Genomic DNA, 19,968 nt, shown 5'->3' with positions numbered 1-19,968 from the left:
ATCATTTACTCCAATCCATAGCCGTGTGCCAGTAGTCGTGACCCCATAACGGTCCAATATATTCAATATACCCCATTTCCGCGGTGCTTAGCCAGGGGACCCCGGCCTGCCGCAGCGTGTGCAGTGTCGCGGGGGCGGGATGCCCGTAACGATTATTGCGCCCGGCTGAAATGATCCCGAGCCGCGGCTGCAGCGCCGCCAGCAGCGCGTGATCCGTCGATGTTGCGGCGCCATGGTGGCCGAGTTTGATCACCTCGGCGGCGAGCGCAGGATTTTTCAAAATCGTCCGCTCCCCGGCTTTGTCTAAATCCCCCAACCAGAGAAAGCGCCACCGATGGATCTGCGCGGTCAAGACTAACGAGTCTTCATTGGTGCCTGTTCCGGGCCGGTGGGGATGATGGGCTTGAAAGGTCATCCCCCGGATCCGGACCTGCTGGCCGGCCTGCAATTCGGTCACGATTGGCGGCTGCGGCGCCTGAGCCACCGCCTGCTGCAACCGCTCATTGGCGGCCATCCCCGCACCGACGTATACCCGCCGGACTGGTATCGCCGCCAGCAGACCGGGCAGATCTCCCATATGGTCCGCATCTTGATGGGAAATAAACACGGCATCCAGGCGCTGTATTCCGTGATAACGGAGTACCGGCAGAACGTTAAAGGTGATTCCGGCCGCATAGTGCCGCTCTTGCCAAGCCGCCCGGGGAAAAGTCACCCGCCCGCCGGTATCAATCAGTACCCGCGGCCCATTGCCCCGGCCCACAACCAAGCTGCTGTCCCCCTGCCCAACATCGATGAAGGCCACGCGATCGGTCAAAGGCCAGGCACGCAGACAGCACACCCCGCCCAGCAGGACCACACCGGCGCCCAAGCCCCAGCGCCAATGCGGCCGGTCAAAGGCCAGCACCAGCGTACTGATCAGCAGCCCGGCAAAGACCCAGCCGGGCAGCGCCCTGGAGGCGATCGTTCCCCCGGTTAGACTCGCCCACTGGGCCAGGAGCGCGTCCCCCGCCTGCAACACACTTTCTAACCCCGCCCAGGACCCGGTCCAGCCGCCGATTGTCACCAGCGTGACGAACAGCATCACGGGAAAAGCCAAATAATTAAACACCGGGATTAAAATAATATTCAAGCCCAGCGTCAACAAAGACCAGGTATACTGGTAAGCCAAAATCACAGGCATACTGACCAGGTTCAAGACCAAACTCTGCTGCCAAAAGCGGACTGGCGCGAAAAATAAACAAAAGGACAACAGGAAACTTAACAGGTTGCCCAACTGGGTGATGCCCGCCGGCCGCCACCAGAGCCAAATCAGAAGCACCAAACCAAGCCGGTCTAAGGTGGGCAGCGCCCAGCGGCGGGGCCACAGCCGGGCCAGAGCAAACATGCCGACGGAGCGCGTCACCCCAGTGGGCCAGTCAGCTAATGTGCCATAAAGCAACAGCGCGCCAAAAACCAGCCAGCGGGCGTACTCATCGGGTATCCGGCACCAGGCCGCAACCACTAACAGCGCCGTCGCCAGTAACAGCACCTGCATCCCCGACAGACTCCAGAGATGGATAATTCCCAGCTTGGTCTGGGTATCGCGCAGGGTTTGGGCGAGCGCGGTATCGCTGCTGCCGCCCAGCACCAGACCGCGGACGTATATTTGAATATGGGGCGGCAGTCCCGCCACGCGACGGACAACCCACAGGCGGATAGCCTCAGATATTTGGTTAACATAAATAAAATTATTCGAACCATTCACCAACTGCCATTCGCCGCCCGCCAGTGTCACTTGCCGGCCGATGTGATACTGGGCCGCTGCAAACCGGGCAAAGTCAAACTGCCCCGGGTTGGTAGCCGCCGCCAAAGGCCCCTGGGCGGCCTGGCCGGTCAGCGTCAACGCGGTCGCCGCTGCCGCCAAGCGCTGTTTCTCCGCGGCACCGGTTAACCGATAGGAGAGCCACACCGCTTCGCCGGTACGCTGATCCACTGCTCGGCCGCTGACTTGGTCGCCATTAATTTTTAATCGGCTGGGCAAAATCAGCAGCGTGACCCCAACCGGCTCAGTCGATGCGGCTGGTGGCTGGACAAGGTTTTGCCATTGCGTATACCGGCCAGCCCAAATTACCCCAGCCAGCAGCGGGATAAGCAGCCACCGCCACCCGCAGCGCCAGCAATGAACCGCACCAAATCCTAGTAAGGCCAGGCTGAGGAGCCAATGCGGTGTCAGCACTAAACACGCCACGCCAATCACCGTGACGGCACTCCACAAACCAAGCTGGGCCGGCCAGCGCACCCGGGTCATACTGTCAGGGCCGCTTTGAGCGTGGCCAATATTTTCTCACCGATGCCGCTGATCTCACCTAATTCATCCAGGGATTGAAAAGCCCCGTGGGTATCCCGGTAGGCAATGATGTCTCCCGCCCGTTTGGGACCAATCCCGCTGACCTGCTCCAGCTCCGTCTGGGTAGCTGAATTAATATTGATCGCACCGCTGGTCTGACTGGCTGCCGTGCTGCCGCTGCCCGCGACGGCCGCTGGCTGAGCACTGGGTGCTGCGGCAGCAGACTGTTCACCCGGCCGTGGGATCACGATTGCTGCCCCATCTGTGAGCGGCTGGGCCAGATTCACCTGCCGCCGATCAGCCTCCGGTAATAATCCGCCGGCCGCCTTCACCGCATGATCCAACCGACTTTTGGCCGGCAATTGATACACGCCTGGGCGGCGCACCGCGCCCTGGATATCGACCCACAGCTGATTCTCAGCGGCTGCTGCTGGCCGACTTGCGGTACTGCTGGCTGTCGTCGGTCTCGCTGATTCTTCAGCCGGCCGGCCGCTCGTGCTGGCGACCCGCGCTGGTACATCCGCTGGTTGCGCCGGATCCAAACTGCTGCCGGCCGGCGACCGGTTCAGCCACCACCAGCCCGCGCCGGCTAACGCCATCAATAAAATAATCGGCAGATACCAATAACGCCCCAACAGCTGCTGCCATTGGGGTCTTGTTGGTCGGTGTCGTTGCATGACCTGCCACTTCCTTTCTTTGCCTGTCACTTTATATTACGCAAAGAAAAGGCCTTGGTGCGCCGCCGATATTAATGAGTCTGCAGATATTTTACAGCATCGCCGAATTTTTCCACGGGGACTACAGTAATCTTCAGATGGGAGTCTTTGGCTGCCTTTTTAGCAACCGCGTAATTGTCTTCAAATCCCGGGTCCAGTTTCTTAATGGCCTTTGTGACCTTAGTATGCGGCGCGAAGAAAATCGTCGCGCCCTCTTTAGCGGCAATGTAAACTTTTTTCTCCGGTCCGCCGATCTGACCGACGGTGCCATCCGGGGCAATCTCCCCCGTACCGGCGATATGGCGCCCTTGCCGCAGCTTGCTGCCGGTCAATTGATCATAAATTTGCAGAGAAAACATTAAGCCTGCAGATGGGCCGCCAATTTGAGCAACGTTTGCGCTGACGGGAATTTTAGTGGTGACTTTGGTCCGATCTGTCAGGGTAATGCCGATGCCCGGCTTCTTCGTCTGCGCCAGTCGGTAGAGTTTGCCGGAGGCAGTCAAAGTTTTACTACCGCGGGTATACGTCAAGGTCACGGTATCGCCCACTTTATGCTGACGAATATAGTTGATATAACCAGTACTGGCATTGAAGTGGCGGCCGTTCACCTTGGTGATCGTGTCCCCGACTTGGAGCTTGCCGGCGAAAGCTGACTTGCTTTCCACCGCCAATACATAAATACCTAAGTAATGGATCGTATACTGCTCATGGGCCGCTTTATAGGCCACCGCAATGGCATTATTGATGGCACTGGTCATGTAATACTGCTGAACTCGATCAAAGGTAGCATTATCCTCACCGCCCATCACATCATTGCGAGACACGATATCCTCGTAAGGCCGAGTTTTGCTCAGCAGCAGCTGCATGGCTGTCGCCTGGGCAATTCCCACAGTGGTCAAGGAAAAACTGCCCTTGGCCGTATCCCGCTTGCCGTCTACCTTCACATATTGGGCTAACGGTTCAGCTGACCCCGGCATTTCGATGAACCAGTTGTTCAGCGGGACAAAATTAGCCGCCAACAAGACCAGAATCAAGATAGGGAGAAGAATCTTCCACCAGAGACCGCGATGCTTCTTGGGTGTTTCGTTAGGGGTTTGCTTCATGCAGGATCACTTCCTAAACTAGCCATTTTTGCCGCCAACGCCGTTGCCACATTAGCCGGCACTAACCCGGAAACGTCGCCGCCAAAACGGGCGACTTCTTTGATCATCGAGGAAGACACAAAGGCTGTATCGGAATCGGCATACAGAAATACTGTTTCGATCGACGCGTCTTGGGTCCGGTTGATCTGGGCGATACCAGCCTCGTAAGTAAAATCGGATTCGTTCCGCAATCCCCGGAGCAAAAACTTGGCCCCAACGGCCTCGGCCACCTGTACGGTGAGCTGATTAGGGGCAGCCATCACCCGCACGTTCGCCAGCCCTTGGGTCGCACCAGCGACCAACGCTTCCTTTTCAGCCGGCGTAAACAGCCCCTGCTTGCTGACGTTAGTCATCACCGCAATGACGACCTCATCAAACAACTTGCTGGCCCGCTGGACCGTTTGGAGATGACCGTTGGTAAAAGGATCAAAACTCCCAGGAAAAAGTGCAATGCGTTTCATTCAGCCGCATCTCCTTCATATTGAAAAATAGCCAACTCAGTAATGCCATAAGTTACTTGACGGCGCAATGAGAAACCAGGCACATCGGGATAGGCAACCTTGGTATCCGTTTCGGCCACAATCTGAGCGCCTGGGGTCAGCAAACCATCATGGGCCAGATCCGTAATCGTTTCTACAATCTTTTGCTGGGCATAGGGCGGATCCAGAAAGACCAAATCAAATTGAATCGTCCCCACCGCCCGCTGCAAATAGGCCGAAGCCGTGGCATGAACGATAGTAAAACGATCCGGCACTTTGGTGACCGCCACGTTATGGTGAATCACTTTGATCGCCGCGCCTTGGCGGTCAACCAAGACAGCCGCGTCCATCCCGCGAGAAACCGCCTCGATGCCCAAACCGCCGGTCCCAGCGAATAAATCGAGGACAGTACCGCCAGAAAAATACGGGCCCAAAATATTGAACAAGTTCTCTTTCACCTTGTCGGTCGTGGGCCGCGTCTTATTGCCCGGCACAGCTTGCAACCGCCGACCGCCGAACTCTCCTGAAATAACCCGCATCAGTCATCGTCTTCCTTCCGTTCACCAATCAGCTGGTGCGTATACTCGGTGGCAATTGTCCCGTGGGGGGATACACTCACATTCCGCACAAAGCGCTGCTTTTGCAGCTGCTGAATCGTTCTGGCCGCCGCCTCACTGTCCACGTATAGCACCGCATATTTCATCCGTTCCGACACATAATACACGAGCCCGAACCGGCGCAATTTACGCGCCTGTTTAGCCGAATACAGCCACACGGTGATCCCAGTCCGCGGTGCAGGAATGGCTTCATTTTGCTTGGGCACTGGTTCTCCCCCTTTCTTGCTGGCGTTCCCGTTCAACTTGTTCAACACAACTGACATTCATGGCCAGACCAATCGCCGCCGACAGCATCAGCATGGAGGAACCGCCGTAACTGATAAACGGGAGTGTTACCCCAGTAATGGGCAACAACCCGCTCATCCCGCCAACATTGAACAATGTCTGGACAAACAGCCAGGCGCCGATCCCGTAACATACCAGTGAGCGGTAAGCTGACTGGGCGCGAATTCCGACCAGCACGATCCGGCCGATCAGGAAGAACAGGATTCCCAGGACCACGATCGCCCCAATGATACCCAGTTCCTCCGTGATGACCGACATAATAAAGTCCGTGTACGGTTCAGGCAGATAGCCCTTTTTCTGAATACTGTTGCCGATGCCGACCCCGAACCAGCCGCCATTGCTGATGGCGTAATACGAATTAACCAGTTGCCGGCCAACGGAGTTTTCCAATTTGAATGGATGGAAAAAAGCCAACAATCGTTTAATTTGATAACTCTGTTTCAACCAAGGCAAATCAATTGAACGCATGATCTGCAAACCGCCGATGCTGAAACCGACGACCCCGCCCATGATGAGGGCGCCGTAAGACCATTTAATACCAGAAGCGGCAATCATCAACAGCGTGAGAAAGAGCAGAATGGCCATCCCGCCAGTATCGGGCTCCAACAGGACGAACATCGCCATTAACCCAGCCACGATCATGGGGGCAATAATTTGGCGGACGGCTTCATGGAATCGAGTCAGCTTTTCTTCCCGCCGTGAAAGAATTCGGGCGAGATACAGGACCAGGACCAATTTAGCGATTTCCACCGGCTGGACATTGAAGAAACCGACGTCAAACCACGCCATAGCCCCATTAACCTTCAAATCGGGCCGGAAATAGCCCATCACCAGCAAACCGAACAACATGGCCATCGTGACGCCCACGGCCAGCCGGACGAATCGGCCGCTGGCAAACAGGCGCAGCGGTAAAATAAAACCCAAGGCCGCGGCAAACAGTCCGCCGATGACAAAAATAGTCTGACGATTCAAATATGCTGTTGGTGATTTGCCAGCCGCTGCCATGATATCCGAACTCGCTGAATACACCATGACGATCCCAATCCCCAGCAATACCAAGTATGGAATCAAGATGAAGTAGTCAATATGAGCAAGCCGTTTACGCATCCAGGCCACCCTTTCCGAAAAATTGAATAGGTCCATTATAACACGCCGTTCGCTTGGCCCTAGCGGTTAAACGGGACTTAACAAAAAGCAAGCCGCATTCCCCTCACAGGAAACACGGCTTGCTAAAAATTCAGAAAATTATTTATCGTCTTTTGCAGCGACTTTGGCTCGTTTAGCAGCCTTCATCCGAGCAGACGTGTTCAGGATCTTCTTGCGCAACCGAATGCTCTTCGGAGTTACTTCGCAATATTCGTCTTCGTTCAAGAACTCAATAGATTCTTCCAAAGACAGAGACCGCGGTGTCCGAATGGCAGCGGCGTGGTCTTTCCCGGCCGCCCGGGTGTTGGTCAGATTCTTACCCTTGGTGACGTTCACGCCGATATCTTGCTCCCGGCTGGATTCACCAACGATCATTCCTTCGTAGACCTGAACCCCAGCGTCAACGAACAGCGTGCCCCGGTCTTCAACCCCTTGCAGGCTGTAAGTTGTCGCCGTGCCCTGGTTAATGGAAACCAGCGCCCCGGTCCGCCGACCAGGCGTCCAGTTCTTGATCACCGGCAGGTACTTTGCAAACGTATGGTTCATGATCCCGTAACCACCAGTCTGGGACATGAATTCTGTGCTGTAACCAATCAAGCCTCGCGCCGGTGCCATGAAGGTCAACCGGGTCTGGCCGTTATCGGTCGTTTCCATGTTCTGCATTTCGCCCTTGCGTTGGGACATGGAATCAATGACACTGCCGACATATTGGTTCGGCGTGTCGATCTGCACGGACTCAAAAGGCTCGCAGGTCACGCCATCAATATCTTTGTAGATAACTTCTGGACGAGACAGTTGCAGTTCGAAGCCTTCACGCCGCATTTCTTCCACCAGAATGGACAAATGCAGTTCACCACGGCCAGAAACGACCCAAGCACTGGGCATATCGGTGTCTTCAACCCGCAGGGAAACATCAGTATGCAACTGGCTCTTCAACCGGTCTTCCAGCTTGCGGGAAGTGACTTCGGTCCCCTCTTGCCCGGCAAACGGCGAATCATTAGCCAAGAAAGTCATCTGCAAGGTCGGTTCGTCGATCCGTAAAATCGGCAGTGCATCGGGATGATCTTGGGGCGTGACTGTTTCACCGACGAAAATATCTTCCATCCCGGAAACAGCAATCAAATCCCCAGCCTTAGCGGAGTCGACTTCGACCCGCTTCAACCCGAAGAAGCCGAAGATCTTGGTCACGCGGAAATTCTTCTTCGTGCCGTCCAGCTTCAATACGGAGACGTTGTCGCCCAGGTGGATCGCGCCGCGGAAAATCCGGCCGATCCCAATGCGGCCAACATAATCGTTGTAATCCAGCATCGCGACTTGGAACTGCAAGGGTTCGTCGCTGTTGTCCAACGGTGCCGGAATCGTCTTCACGATGGTATCAAACAGATAGTTCATCGTGTGTTCCTGCGTAGCCGGATCAGAATCCAAGCTGGAAGTCCCATTGACCGCGGAGGTGTAAACCACCGGGAACTCCAACTGATCCTCGTCAGCGCCTAATTCAATGAAGAGTTCCAATACTTCATCGACGACTTCTTCCGGACGAGCGCCCGGACGGTCGATTTTGTTGATGACCACGATCGGGGTCAAATGTTGTTCCAAAGCTTTCTTCAATACGAACCGAGTCTGGGGCATGGTGCCTTCATAGGCATCAACCACCAGCAAGACCCCGTCAACCATCTTCATGATCCGTTCAACTTCGCCGCCGAAGTCCGCATGTCCCGGGGTGTCCAGGATATTGATCTTGGTCTTGCCATACTGGACCGCCGTATTCTTGGAAAGGATCGTGATACCCCGTTCCCGTTCAATTGCGTTAGAATCTAGCGCCCGGTCCTCCAAGTGCATATGTTCGGGCAGTGTATCGGATTGCTTAAGCAATTCATTGACCAGCGTCGTTTTGCCGTGGTCAACGTGCGCAATGATCGCAATATTCCGGATGTCCTCACGAGTTTTCAAATTACATTTCTTCCTTTCTGAAACAATACAGCGTTGTAAGCGGTACAATGATGTTCATATGACAAGAGACTGGCCCCTTCGGTACCAGTCTCTGCCTACTGCCTAACTCAAATTGCCGTTATCTGGGCTGATCCAGCGCGATGGCCCGGATGTCAGCCACAGTCGGCGCTGTCGCTATTAATACATCGCCTGATGATAGCATATCAAGCGGGTGACCGTCAAGACGGCTCACCGACATCCCCAGCGTTTCAGCCATGACGCGGCCCGCGGCCACGTCCCAGGGGGCCAAATGGCTCAGGTAGGCCACTTGGCGGCCTTCCAGCAGCTGAATATATTCAATGCCGGCACTGCCCAGGATCCGCATCCCGGCACTGGTCTTGAATAACTGATGGCTATGATAGCGGTCGTAGGCCAGCATGCCGGAATTGATTCCGAATAGCCCGTCTGCCAAGGAAAGCGGCGAAACGGCTTTAATGGGTGTCTCATTTTTGAAAACACCCAGTTGCGGTCCGCCCCAGTACAGTTCCTGCCGCATGACGTTCAGGATGACCCCCACATGGGGCGCGCCGTCAATATACGCGCCAATCATAATGGCAAAATTATATTTCTGTTTGACAAAATTCATGGTGCCGTCAATGGGATCAACAAAGAATACTAGGCCCTTGAGATCCGTGACGTGATCGCCGCTGCCTTCTTCGCCCATGATCTGAGCCTGGGGATATTCAGTGCGAATGGCCGCAATTAAATCCCATTCAGTCTGTTTGTCGAGATTCGTCACCAGATCCTTGCGGCTGCTCTTCGTTTGGACGTGCAGCGGGTCGTGGATGTGATGGCGGATATGGGCCCCGGCCTGGGAGACCCAATCCCGCATCCGCAGGGCGAGCAACGCCGTTTCTGCCTTATCCACGCTGCTCACCGCCTGTCAACTGGACGGTCGGCCCCGCCGCCTGCTTCGCCGCTTGGACGGCCCGGTACAGGGAATAGCCGGACGCCTCCGTGAAGGCGGCGTCCAACTGTTTTTCTGTCATTTTATCCGGGACCACGGTCTTAAAGGCCGCGTAAGCATCCAGCAAATCAGCGGTGGCGGTGCCGCCCTCATAGGCTTCTTCCACCGCGTTGTAAAAGGCCATCACGGTGGTGACCTCCGCCGTGGACCATTCCGAGCGCAAGGGATATGAATATTCGTGCGTCGCTTTCGTCACAATTAATGAACTCCTTCGTGGTGCGTTTCGTTAGTTCCATTGTAGCGAATGGCACTGGCCCTGCCAACAGCGGTCGGGACATTTCTCACAACCACTCCCCGGTTCGCCGGACGTAGAGGGCCTTGCTGATCTCAACGGTCAGAATATACCCAGCGATAATCAGGAGCACTATTGGCCAGAAATGCCAGGGCAAGCGGCCAAAATCAAAAGCCGTCCGCAACGGCGTCAGGACAAGCAACCCGCCTACGGCTAAAGCCAGTGCCGTCGACAGCAGGACAACAGCGCTGGCCGGCGTCCTTAGACTGGGGATATGCCGCGTCCGGAAAATATGCACGATCAGAGTTTGCGTGAACAACCCTTCCACAAACCAGCCGGCCTGGAAAACGTGCTGCCACGGAATACTGGCCGCGTGGGCGCCGATGCCGAGACCGAACCACAGGAAGAGGAAGGTCAGGACGTCAAAGATCGATGATAATGGGCCGAACAGCACGGTATAGCGGAACAGCCCCTCCGCCCGCCATGGTGTCGGCTGGGCCAAAGGTCTCATCGTCCACGTTGTCCCAGGGAATCGCCATCTGGGCCGTATCGTAAATCAGATTTTGGACCAGCAGCTGGATCGACAGCATCGGCAGAAACGGCAGGAAAATGCTGGCAATGAGTACCGATAAGGCATTCCCGAAGTTCGAGGAGATCGTCATCTTGATATATTTCATGGCATTGGCGTAAACTCGCCGGCCTTCCAAGATGCCGTCTTCTAAAACCAGGAGCGACTTCTCCAACAGGATAATGCCGCTCACGTCTTTGGTGATGTCGGCCGCATTATCCACAGAGATGCCCACGTCGGCTTGGCGCAGCGCTGGAGCGTCGTTGATTCCGTCGCCCATGAACCCCACTGTGTGCCCGTGCCCTTTCATCACATTGATGATCCGAGCCTTTTGCAACGGATTCAGTTTGACAAATAAATCGTGGGTGTTGACGGCCTTGGTCAAAGTTTGATCATCCATGTCATCCACATCGTTGCCGGCGAGCACCGCTGTATTGGCGATTCCCACTTGCTGGGCAACGTGCTGGGTAATAATGGCATTATCCCCGGTCAAAACCTTCACGTGGACGCCGTGGTCATTCAGCAGACTGATGGCCTCCTTCGCATCCGGCTTGGCCGGATCCAAGAAGCCGAGAAAACCGGCTAAGATCATGTTATGTTCATCCGCAACAGCATACACACTTTGCTCATGGACATCCATCCGGTAGGCCACGGCCAGTACCCGCATGCCGGCTTGGTTCAATGCGTCATTGGTCTGGACCAGCCGGTCGTGCAAGGCGCCGGTCATCGGAGTGACCTGACCGTTGATCAAGACATAGTCAGACACGTGGATCATTTCCTCGAACGCCCCTTTGGTGATCATCCATTGATGGTCGCCGCTGTCGACGACAACCGTGAGGCGCCGCCGATCAAAGTCAAACGGAATTTCATCCACTTTCGTCAGCTTATCGGGAATGTCGCTTAATTCTTCTTTATGTTTCGCGACGTAATCAATGACGGCCTGATCCATTAGATTGCGCCAGCCGGTTTGATAATTCGAGTTCATATAGGCGAGCCGCAGTACGGAGTCGTCCTTTTCACCCAAGGCGTCAACATGCCGCATGACGACGACTCGGTCTTCCGTAATGGTCCCCGTTTTATCGGTAAATAACGTGTCGATCGCGCCAAGATTTTGAATGGCGTGCAGATGCTTGACGATGACTTTCTTTTTGGCCATCGCCAAAGCACCCTTCGCCAGATTGCTGTTCACGATCATTGGCAGCATCTCTGGGGTCAGCCCCACCGCCACGGCAATCGCGAAGAAGAAAGCCTGGGACCAATCGTGCTTGGTCAAGCCATTGATCAGAAAGACGATCGGTACCAGAATCAGCATCATACCGATCAAGAAACGGCTGATCTGGCGCATCCCCGTATCAAAATTGCTGGGACCCTGCACTTCGGTGGCACTCTGGGCAATATCGCCGAAGAACGTATCCGCCCCAGTCTTCAAAATGACCGCTAGACCGGACCCGGATAGGACATCAGTGCCCATGTACACCAGATTCGGATAGTCAAAAGCCGTCGCTTCGTCAGACAGTTCGGATAAATCGAAGTGCGCGCGCTTTTCCACCGGCATCGCTTCGCCGGTGAGTGAGGACTGATTGACAAACAAGTCCTTGGTCGTTAACAAATAAGCATCCGCCGGAATCATGTCGCCAGTGCTCAGGGTCACGATGTCCCCCGGCACTACTGCGTCCATGGGCAGTTCCCGGGTGATCCCGCCGCGAGTCACGGCGGTGGTATTCTGGATCAGCTTCGTCAGCGCCGCGCTGGCCTTCTGGGACCGGTATTCTTGGGTAAACCGGATCAGCACGGATAACAGGATCATGATGGCCATGACGATCGCCCCGTCCCGATCATTGGTCAGCGCCGAAACGATCATCAAAAACAATAAGACATAGACAAATGGATCATTGAACGCGGCGAGCAATACCCGATACGCCGGCAGCGCTCCTTGGGACCGCACGGTGTTTTCGCCGTATTGTAATTGCCGTTGGCCCACTTCGGCCTCGTCCAGCCCACTGAGCCGGGTCTGGAGTTGGGCCAGAATTTGGTCTTGGGTGTAGCCGCTCAATTGCTTTAATTCAGTCTGCTTCTCAGCAGCCAGTTGGGTGTGATTCTTTTTAATGAACACTGTCAAACTCCTCTCTACAGCGCAGGGGGAGTTGCGGCACCATTCTTACAGACAGAATGGTGACCAAATGAAACTTACCCTGCGCGGTCTATCATCCGGATCAGCAGGGCCAGGTAAGGGTTCGTGTTTCATTCCAATCACCATCCTTTCATCGATGATCGCCGCCCAGTGGTGGGCTTATTCTGTACAAAAAAATGGTGTGCTCACGCGAGCACACCAAAAATGGAATGTCCCGACGTTGAGCTTTAGCACTGTACGACGTAGAACATCGTTCAGCTGCATTAGGAAAAGCCTTCTTCAGCAATTCCGGTTGACTCGTTGGCATCTCTCGATGTTTCTGAGCAGCAGCATATATTCGTACAGGAGCCTCACCTAACAGGGTACGGCGATTCAATTCGTTATTAGCTTAAGTATACGAGAGTACACCAAGTGTGTCAAACCGGGCGTTTCCTATTGGACGATCACGGCATCCGAAGCGATGTTAAACGGATGCTTCTTGTCAATATGATCGTAAAACAGGTGTCCGCGGAGATGGTCGATCTCATGCTGGCAGACAATAGCGGGGTAATCCTTCAGCCGCAACGTCTTCTTCGCCCCAGTCAAATCTTGATAGCGGATCGTTACTCGGTCATGGCGGGGCACATACCCCGGGACATCTTCATCCACCGACAAGCACCCTTCGCCTTCGGCTAACGCTGCCGGCCGGACGGACTCGCGAGTAATCACGGGATTCGACAGGACCTCTTTGAGAATGATCTTGCCGTCGTTATCCGGTACCAGCACCGCGGCCATTTGAATCGAGCGGCCGACTTGCGGGGCAGCCAGGCCCACGCCGGCCCGGAGCTGATGTTTTTTAGCAATATCCGGATCCTGACTGTTGACCAGGTATTCCATCATATCATCAGCCAATTTCTTATCCTCTGCACTCAGCGGAAAGGAGACGGGTTTGGCGACGGCCCGCAAAACGGGATCGCCGTCCCGCACGATGTCTTTCATTAAAATCACAATATACCCTGCTTTCCAATTATTTTTCATTCTCAATAGTACCACAAAATAAACGAAAAGCCGCCCCCGGTAAAGGATACGGCCTTTTCTTAAGTGCTAATCGCTTTCGTCCGCCAGTTGATCGGCGTCCGCAAACTGGGAATTGTACAACCGGGCATAGAACCCATTGGCCGCCAGCAGCGCGTCATGGTTCCCCTGCTCAATAATTTGCCCATGGCGCATCACCAGGATCAAATCTGCATCTCGAATCGTTGATAACCGATGGGCGATGACGAAACTCGTGCGGTGGGCCATGACCCGATCCATCGCCCGCTGGAGCAGCAGCTCTAATCGGGTATCCACGGAACTGGTGGCCTCGTCCAAAATCATCATCGGCGGATTCTTGATCACCGCCCGGGCAATAGTCAGAAGCTGCTTTTGCCCTTGGGAAATGTTGTCCGCGTCTTCGTTGATCTGCATCTGGTACCCATTGGGCAGCGTCCGCACGAAGTGATCGACGTTGGCCGTCTTAGCGGCCTGCACCACTTCGTATTCATCGGCATCCAACCGGCCGAAACGGATATTATCGGCAATCGAGCCGCGATACAGCCAGGCATCCTGAAGAACCATCCCAAACTGTTCGCGCAGCGCGCTGCGGGCAATATCCTGGATGTTCACACCATCCACCAGAATCTCGCCGGAATCAATATCATAGAAACGCAGCAAAAGATTGATCATCGTCGTTTTACCGGCCCCCGTTGGCCCAACAATGGCCACAGTTTGGCCTGGTTCGGCCACGAAGTTCAAGTCTTCAATCAACGGCTGATTTTCCCGATAGCGGAAAGAGACGTGTTTAAATTCCACTCGGCCGCGGACCGCCCCCGTCGTGGGCAGTTTCGCTGTGACGGTGTCTTTTTCTTCCGGCTCGTTCAAAATGTTGAACACCCGCTTGGTGGCAGCCGCGGCGGATTGGAATACCGCCGACAGCTGAGTCAGCGTGGACAAAGGCTGGTTGACCTGCCAAATATACTGCACGAAAGCCTGCAGGTTCCCCAAGGGGATCCGGCCGGCTAACACGTTCAGCCCGCCCAAGGTGGCCGCCGCCGCATAACTCAAGCTGGCGGTGAACCCGACTAGGGGACTCATCATGCCGGAAATAAAGGCGGCATTAAAGCCCTTGGCAGCGAGCTTATGGTTGGCGCCAGCAAATTTCTTCTCTGCGTCCCGTTCCTGACCATAAAGTTTGATCACCGTAAAGCCCGTGAACGATTCCTGGACCGTGCCGTTCAATTCACCCAGGGCATTTTGCTGAGCCTGGAAATAAGGCTGGCTGCGGCGAACGACAAACCGAGAAATCAAGAATGACGCTGGCAGCATCCACAACATGATCGTGGCCATCAGCCAGTTGATGGAGTACATCATCACGACCGCCAGCGAGATACCAATCACTGAGGTCACCACTTGCACCACCCCTTGCTGCAAGGCGTTCGTAATGGCGTCCACGTCATTGGTCACCCGGGATAGCAAGTTGCCCTGGGTATGGCTGTCAAAGAACTGGACCGGCAGCCGATTCAACTTGTCGCTCAGATCCTGGCGCAAGTCGCGCATCGCCCGCTGGACAGCAATCGTCATCCAATAGGTAGAAAGAAACAAAGTCACTTGATACACCAGGGCATTGGCCAGCATGGCCACCACCACTTTGGCCACATAGGGCAAGTCAATCGCTGCATGGGCGGCCACATTGACCCCAATCCGGGTCACTGCTAAGCCCATGATCACCGGCCAAATGGCATTGCTCACTACCGAGATCAAAGTGGCGGCTAACGCCCCAAAGAAGGACCAGCGATAGGGGCGGATATAACGGAACAAACGACGTAAAGTAAACAATCCGCGGCTCATGCTAATTCCTCCTCACTGAGTTGCGACCGGGCAATTTCCTGATAGATCGGATTGGTGGCCATGAGCTGTTCATGGGTGCCCATACCGACCAGTTCCCCATTATCCAGCACGACGATTTGATCCGCATGGCGAATCGTGCCGACCCGCTGGGCCACAATAAAGACGATTGCTTGCTGAGTCACTTGGGCTAAGTTTGCCCGCAGCTCAGCATCGGTTTGGTAATCCAAAGCTGAAAAGCTGTCATCAAAAATATAAATATCCGGCCGCCGGACGATGGCCCGGGCGATGGCTAAGCGCTGCTTTTGTCCGCCAGACAGATTGGTCCCGCCTTCGGTCAAAATCGATTGCAAGCCGTCAGGCTGTTCCCGCACGAAATCCGCCGCTTGGGCGATGCGCAGGGCCTCCCAAAGATCGTCATCCGTTGCTTCCTGGGCACCATAACGGAGATTATCCGCAATGGTCCCGGTAAACAGCACCGCTTTTTGGGGCACAAACCCAATCTTTGACCGTAATGCTTTGACCGCGTAATCCCGCACATCCGTCCCGGTCACCAAAATCCGCCCGGCACTCACATCAAATAATCGCGGAATCAACTGAATCAAAGTGGACTTGCCGCTGCCGGTACTGCCAATGAAGGCCACTGTCTGCCCCGGCTGGGCGCTAAACGAGATATCGTGCAGCACAGCTGCTTCGCTATTGCCGGGATAGGCAAAGTCCACGTGATCAAAGACCACGCCAGCGGCACCGCGACCGCGTGACGCCTGGCCATCCTTGCCTTCAATTTCATTTTTAGCGTTCAACAATTCCTCAATTCGGCCAGCTGAAACCGCCGCCCGGGGATACATCATGAAAACGCTGGCAAAAAGAATAAAGGAAAAAAGTACATGGAAAATATATTCAATGAACGCGATCAATGAGCCGACAGCCAGCTGGCCTTGACCAATCGCCACGGCGCCCTGCCAGATGATGACTCCGGTGATCACATTCAGTACCATCGAGAAACCAGGCTGCGCAAAAGCCATCAGGGTAAATAGTTTGATGGAACTGTTGGCGTAAGCGTCGTTCACTTCACCAAAGCGGGCTTGTTCAAATTTTTCCCGCACAAAAGCCCGAATCACCCGGATACCCGATAATTGTTCCCGCATCCGGCCGTTGATGCTGTCTAAATTGCCCTGCTGTTTCTCCGAAAGCGGCTTAGACAGGACCGCAATCAGCCATACGCCGAGCAGCAGCAGCGGAATACCGGCAAACACCATCCAGGCCAAGCGCGGACTGGTGCGCACAATTAAAAAGGCACTGGCAATGATCATTAAAGGGGTCATGAAACCGGTGCGCAGAATCATCTGCAAGAAGTTCATGATCTGGAAGGCATCATTCGTCGTCCGGGTAATCAATGACGCCGTCCCCACGGCATTGTGCTCTTCATGGGAAAAACGAATCGTGCGGGCAAAAATATCGTCCCGCATATCTCGAACGACATTGGTGGTGATCCGGCTGGCGAAATAAGCCAGTCCAATCAGCCCAATCAAGCCGATCAAGGCCACCCCGACCATGACCATCCCGTAAAACCAGATTCGATCCGGGCGCCGGGTATTGATTCCCTCATCGATCATCCGCGCCAGCATCGTCGGCAAACCGAGTTCCAAAATAATAAAACCAAATACACAGATAAAGTTCCCCAAAAGCAATCGCTTATATCGAAGAACGTAACGTAACATCAGGCGCAAAAAAACACGCTCCTTTTCTCTAGTCTTTCTTCTCCTGAGCCGCCGCATCTTCCCGCGCGGCCCGCGTAATATCTTGCACGTATTCAATCGTGGCTTGGTTGATCTGGAAAGCCACGGAAAAATGCCGTTCATCCTGCCGCTGCCACACATCCACAATGGCAAAGGGCGGTACGTCCATGACCGCGCCCACGATACCCTCCTGTTGGGCCGCTGCGTTGACGGCATGCTGCAATTCGGCACGCGCCGTGGCCGCGACAGTCAAAGCCGGACCGGTGTAGGCAAATTCATAGACCATGATCGCTTTGTGACCCCAATCCCGGGTATGGGCAATCGGGGTCAAAGGCAGATGCTTCTCCTGCCACTGACTCGTTGTCCCTTGTAGTTGACGCAGCGCCCGATTAACGACCCGGGCGGTGACCCGGCTGGTGTACGCCCGCATATTTTTCATCGTGCGGCGCCGGCGCCATATCCGAAAACCATAAAAGGCGGCCACGGCCGCCACCCCAATGACGATCAGGGCGAAAATAATCCACTGCATGGGCCCACTCTCTCCAGATTGCATCCAAACGATACTTACTATGGTAACCACTTTAGCAAAACTTGAAGGAAAACACCACAGACACCGGGGAAACGTCATGGCAGTGTAATGTAGACGACTGGACCCTCACTGCCGTGCCAAGTGCTCCGCTGGGACATGCCTAAACGGGCGCCAGCCGACAGAGGCAAGGGCAGAAGGACAGCCGGCTTGCGCCCTCTAACTTGGCGCCCCCCTTGTTTTATGCTACAATTTTCTTTAATCGTTGATGTCTTGCATCAACCTCACGTGCGGAATTTAATGAATTCAGAAGGAGATTTATTTTTATGATCTACAAAGTATTGTACCAACCGAACTTGACCCAAACTCCCCGGCGGGAGTCGACTCAGACCCTTTATTTAGAAGCAGACAACCTGGTTGCTGCGCGTCAGCTGGTGGAGAAAAACACCCCCTATAATGTTGAAATGATCCAAGAGCTGACCGGTAATCATTTGGCGTACGAGCAAAAGAGCCCGGACTTCAAATTGACGGAGTTTTAATGTATGGCCATTCATATCAAGAATAACGAAGTTGCCGTTTTTGCCATTGGGGGATTAGGCGAAATCGGCAAAAACATGTATGGCGTGCAATTTCAGGATGAAATTGTGGTCATCGATGCCGGGATCAAGTTCCCCGAAGATGATCTGCTAGGCATTGATTACGTCATTTCTGACTATCAGTATTTGGTCAAAAACCGGTCGAAGATCAAGGCTCTGGTCATTACCCACGGGCACGAAGACCATATCGGCGGGATTCCGTTCCTGTTGCAGCAATTACCGGAGATTCCTATTTATGCCGGTCCGCTGGCGCTGGCGCTGATTAAGAGCAAGCTGGAAGAACGCAACTTGTTGCGGAGCACGGAGCTGCATGAATTGAATGAAGACTCGGAGCTGAAATTCCGCAAGCTCAGTGTCACGTTCTTCCGCACCACCCACTCGATTCCCGATACCCTCGGGATCGCAGTGCACACGCCCCAGGGCATTATTGTCCAAACCGGCGACTATAAGTTTGATTTGACCCCAGTGGGCGATCAGCCGGCGCCGAACTTGCAGCGGATGGCGAAACTCGGTTCCGATGGCGTCTTACTATTAATGTCGGACTCCACCAATGCCGAAATTCCCACCTTCACCAAGTCGGAACGGTTTGTCGGCAAGTCGCTGCGCCATATTTTTGAAAAAATCGAAGGCCGGATCATTTTCGCCACTTTCGCCTCAAATATTTCCCGAATCGCTCAGGCCAGTGAAACGGCCATGGCGAATGGCCGAAAAATTGCGGTCTTTGGGCGGAGCATGGAAGCCGCGATCGTTAATGGCCGCGAGTTAGGATATTTGCACATTCCTGATGAAGAAATGGTGGATGTCAACACATTGAATCACCTACCGGCCAACAAAGTCATGATTCTGTGTACCGGCTCCCAGGGTGAACCGATGGCCGCCCTCTCCCGAATCGCCGCCGGTACCCACCGGCAGATTCATATCCAACCAGGGGACACGGTGGTCTTCTCGTCCAACCCGATTCCTGGGAATACCACATCCGTGAACCATACGATCAACCTGTTGGAAGAAGCTGGCGCGCATGTGATCCACGGTAAAGTCAACAACATCCATACCTCTGGTCACGGCGGTCAGGAAGAGCAAAAACTGATGCTGCGGCTGATGAAGCCGGAGTACTTCATGCCGATCCATGGGGAATACCGGATGCTGCGGATCCATACCGATCTGGCTGAATTGTGCGGTGTACCAAAGGATCATTCATTCATTATGGAAAATGGTGACGTGCTCGCTCTGACCAAGGACTCTGCTCGCATTGCCGGCCATTTCGCCGCTGATGACGTCTACGTTGACGGCAGCGGTGTTGGTGACGTCGGCAGTGTTGTCCTGAAAGATCGCCGGGTATTGTCCGAAGAAGGTTTGGTCGTGGTCGTTGCCACGATCGACTATCAGCACGGCGATATTTTGGCCGGCCCGGATATTCTTTCCCGCGGCTTTGTGTACATGCGGGAATCCGGCGAATTGATCAGTCAAGCGCAGCGCCGGGTCTTCCGGGCGATCCGCGGTACTTTCAAGGGTGATACCCCGCCCAGTGAAGGGGCCATCCGGGATGCAATCACCGATACGTTGCAGGATTTCTTATTTACGAAGACTGAACGCCATCCGATGATTTTACCCATGCTGGTCAATGCCAAGTAAAGCGGACTCGTTCGT

16 protein-coding genes, 1 pseudogene and 1 riboswitch are annotated in these 19,968 nt (G+C 54.7%); of the genes and pseudogenes, 2 read left to right on the top strand and 15 right to left on the bottom strand.

Annotated elements, in window-relative coordinates; genetic code table 11:
* Position 1 precedes the first annotated feature (1 nt).
* From H627_RS0100660 to H627_RS0100590, 15 genes and pseudogenes are all read right to left on the bottom strand, one after another.
* A complete protein-coding gene (locus H627_RS0100660; RefSeq protein ID WP_027827352.1) occupies positions 2-2,287 on the bottom strand; it encodes a ComEC/Rec2 family competence protein in 2,286 nt (761 codons plus the stop codon).
* Positions 2,284-3,003 (bottom strand): helix-hairpin-helix domain-containing protein, encoded by a 720-nt coding sequence (locus H627_RS0100655; RefSeq protein ID WP_051225047.1) that lies wholly within the window; start codon positions 3,001-3,003, stop codon positions 2,284-2,286. Before H627_RS0100655 ends, H627_RS0100660 begins: the two co-directional genes overlap by 4 nt.
* 71 nt (positions 3,004-3,074) lie before the next feature.
* A complete protein-coding gene (locus tag H627_RS0100650) occupies positions 3,075-4,145 on the bottom strand; it encodes a SepM family pheromone-processing serine protease (protein WP_035439585.1) in 1,071 nt (356 codons plus the stop codon).
* Complete coding sequence (gene coaD, locus H627_RS0100645; protein ID WP_027827349.1) at positions 4,142-4,645, bottom strand: pantetheine-phosphate adenylyltransferase; 504 nt, start codon at positions 4,643-4,645, stop codon at positions 4,142-4,144. Before coaD ends, H627_RS0100650 begins: the two co-directional genes overlap by 4 nt.
* On the bottom strand, positions 4,642-5,202 hold the full coding sequence (gene rsmD, locus H627_RS0100640) for a 16S rRNA (guanine(966)-N(2))-methyltransferase RsmD (RefSeq protein WP_027827348.1): 561 nt from the start codon (positions 5,200-5,202) through the stop codon (positions 4,642-4,644). Before rsmD ends, coaD begins: the two co-directional genes overlap by 4 nt.
* Positions 5,202-5,486: a YlbG family protein gene (locus H627_RS16370; protein WP_162143207.1), complete on the bottom strand. Its 285-nt coding sequence runs from the start codon at positions 5,484-5,486 to the stop codon at positions 5,202-5,204. The genes rsmD and H627_RS16370 overlap by 1 nt, the downstream gene beginning before the upstream one ends.
* Entirely contained in the window at positions 5,470-6,672 is a 1,203-nt protein-coding gene (locus H627_RS0100630) for an FtsW/RodA/SpoVE family cell cycle protein (RefSeq protein WP_027827347.1), read from the bottom strand. The genes H627_RS16370 and H627_RS0100630 overlap by 17 nt, the downstream gene beginning before the upstream one ends.
* A 138-nt stretch (positions 6,673-6,810) precedes the next feature.
* Positions 6,811-8,661: a translational GTPase TypA gene (gene typA, locus H627_RS0100625; protein WP_027827346.1), complete on the bottom strand. Its 1,851-nt coding sequence runs from the start codon at positions 8,659-8,661 to the stop codon at positions 6,811-6,813.
* A 118-nt stretch (positions 8,662-8,779) separates the two neighbouring features.
* Positions 8,780-9,568 carry an inositol monophosphatase family protein gene (locus H627_RS0100620; RefSeq protein WP_051225046.1) on the bottom strand — a complete coding sequence of 263 codons (789 nt, stop codon included), beginning with the start codon at positions 9,566-9,568 and terminating at the stop codon, positions 8,780-8,782.
* Positions 9,561-9,863, bottom strand: a complete 303-nt coding sequence (locus H627_RS0100615) for a UPF0223 family protein (RefSeq protein ID WP_027827344.1) — start codon at positions 9,861-9,863, stop codon at positions 9,561-9,563. The genes H627_RS0100620 and H627_RS0100615 overlap by 8 nt, the downstream gene beginning before the upstream one ends.
* Positions 9,864-9,948: 85 nt before the next feature.
* Positions 9,949-12,580: pseudogene (gene mgtA, locus H627_RS16365) on the bottom strand (magnesium-translocating P-type ATPase).
* 224 nt (positions 12,581-12,804) lie between these two features.
* Positions 12,805-12,967: riboswitch (M-box (ykoK) riboswitch) on the bottom strand.
* Between the two features lie 63 nt (positions 12,968-13,030).
* Complete coding sequence (gene def, locus H627_RS0100605) at positions 13,031-13,585, bottom strand: peptide deformylase (protein ID WP_027827343.1); 555 nt, start codon at positions 13,583-13,585, stop codon at positions 13,031-13,033.
* A gap of 96 nt (positions 13,586-13,681) precedes the next feature.
* Positions 13,682-15,463, bottom strand: a complete 1,782-nt coding sequence (locus H627_RS0100600; RefSeq protein ID WP_027827342.1) for an ABC transporter ATP-binding protein — start codon at positions 15,461-15,463, stop codon at positions 13,682-13,684.
* Positions 15,460-17,190, bottom strand: coding sequence for an ABC transporter ATP-binding protein (locus H627_RS0100595; RefSeq protein WP_027827341.1), 1,731 nt, complete (start codon positions 17,188-17,190; stop codon positions 15,460-15,462). The genes H627_RS0100600 and H627_RS0100595 overlap by 4 nt, the downstream gene beginning before the upstream one ends.
* 19 nt (positions 17,191-17,209) lie before the next feature.
* Positions 17,210-17,728, bottom strand: coding sequence for a hypothetical protein (locus tag H627_RS0100590; protein WP_027827340.1), 519 nt, complete (start codon positions 17,726-17,728; stop codon positions 17,210-17,212).
* Positions 17,729-18,051: 323 nt separating this feature from the next.
* On the opposite strand from H627_RS0100590, the gene H627_RS0100585 reads away from it, so the two are divergent.
* The gene (locus tag H627_RS0100585) at positions 18,052-18,264 is read left to right on the top strand and encodes a DNA-directed RNA polymerase subunit epsilon (protein WP_027827339.1); all 213 of its coding nucleotides are present in this window, start codon (positions 18,052-18,054) and stop codon (positions 18,262-18,264) included.
* Positions 18,265-18,267: 3 nt separating this feature from the next.
* A complete protein-coding gene (rnjA, locus tag H627_RS0100580) occupies positions 18,268-19,953 on the top strand; it encodes a ribonuclease J1 (protein WP_027827338.1) in 1,686 nt (561 codons plus the stop codon).
* Positions 19,954-19,968 lie beyond the last annotated feature (15 nt).

The sequence above is a fragment of the Schleiferilactobacillus harbinensis DSM 16991 genome (assembly GCF_000425885.1).
In the GTDB taxonomy this organism is placed as follows: Bacteria; Bacillota; Bacilli; order Lactobacillales; family Lactobacillaceae; genus Schleiferilactobacillus; species Schleiferilactobacillus harbinensis.
Note: the sequence above shows the minus strand (reverse complement) of the source record. Positions and strands in the feature narration are given on the sequence as shown.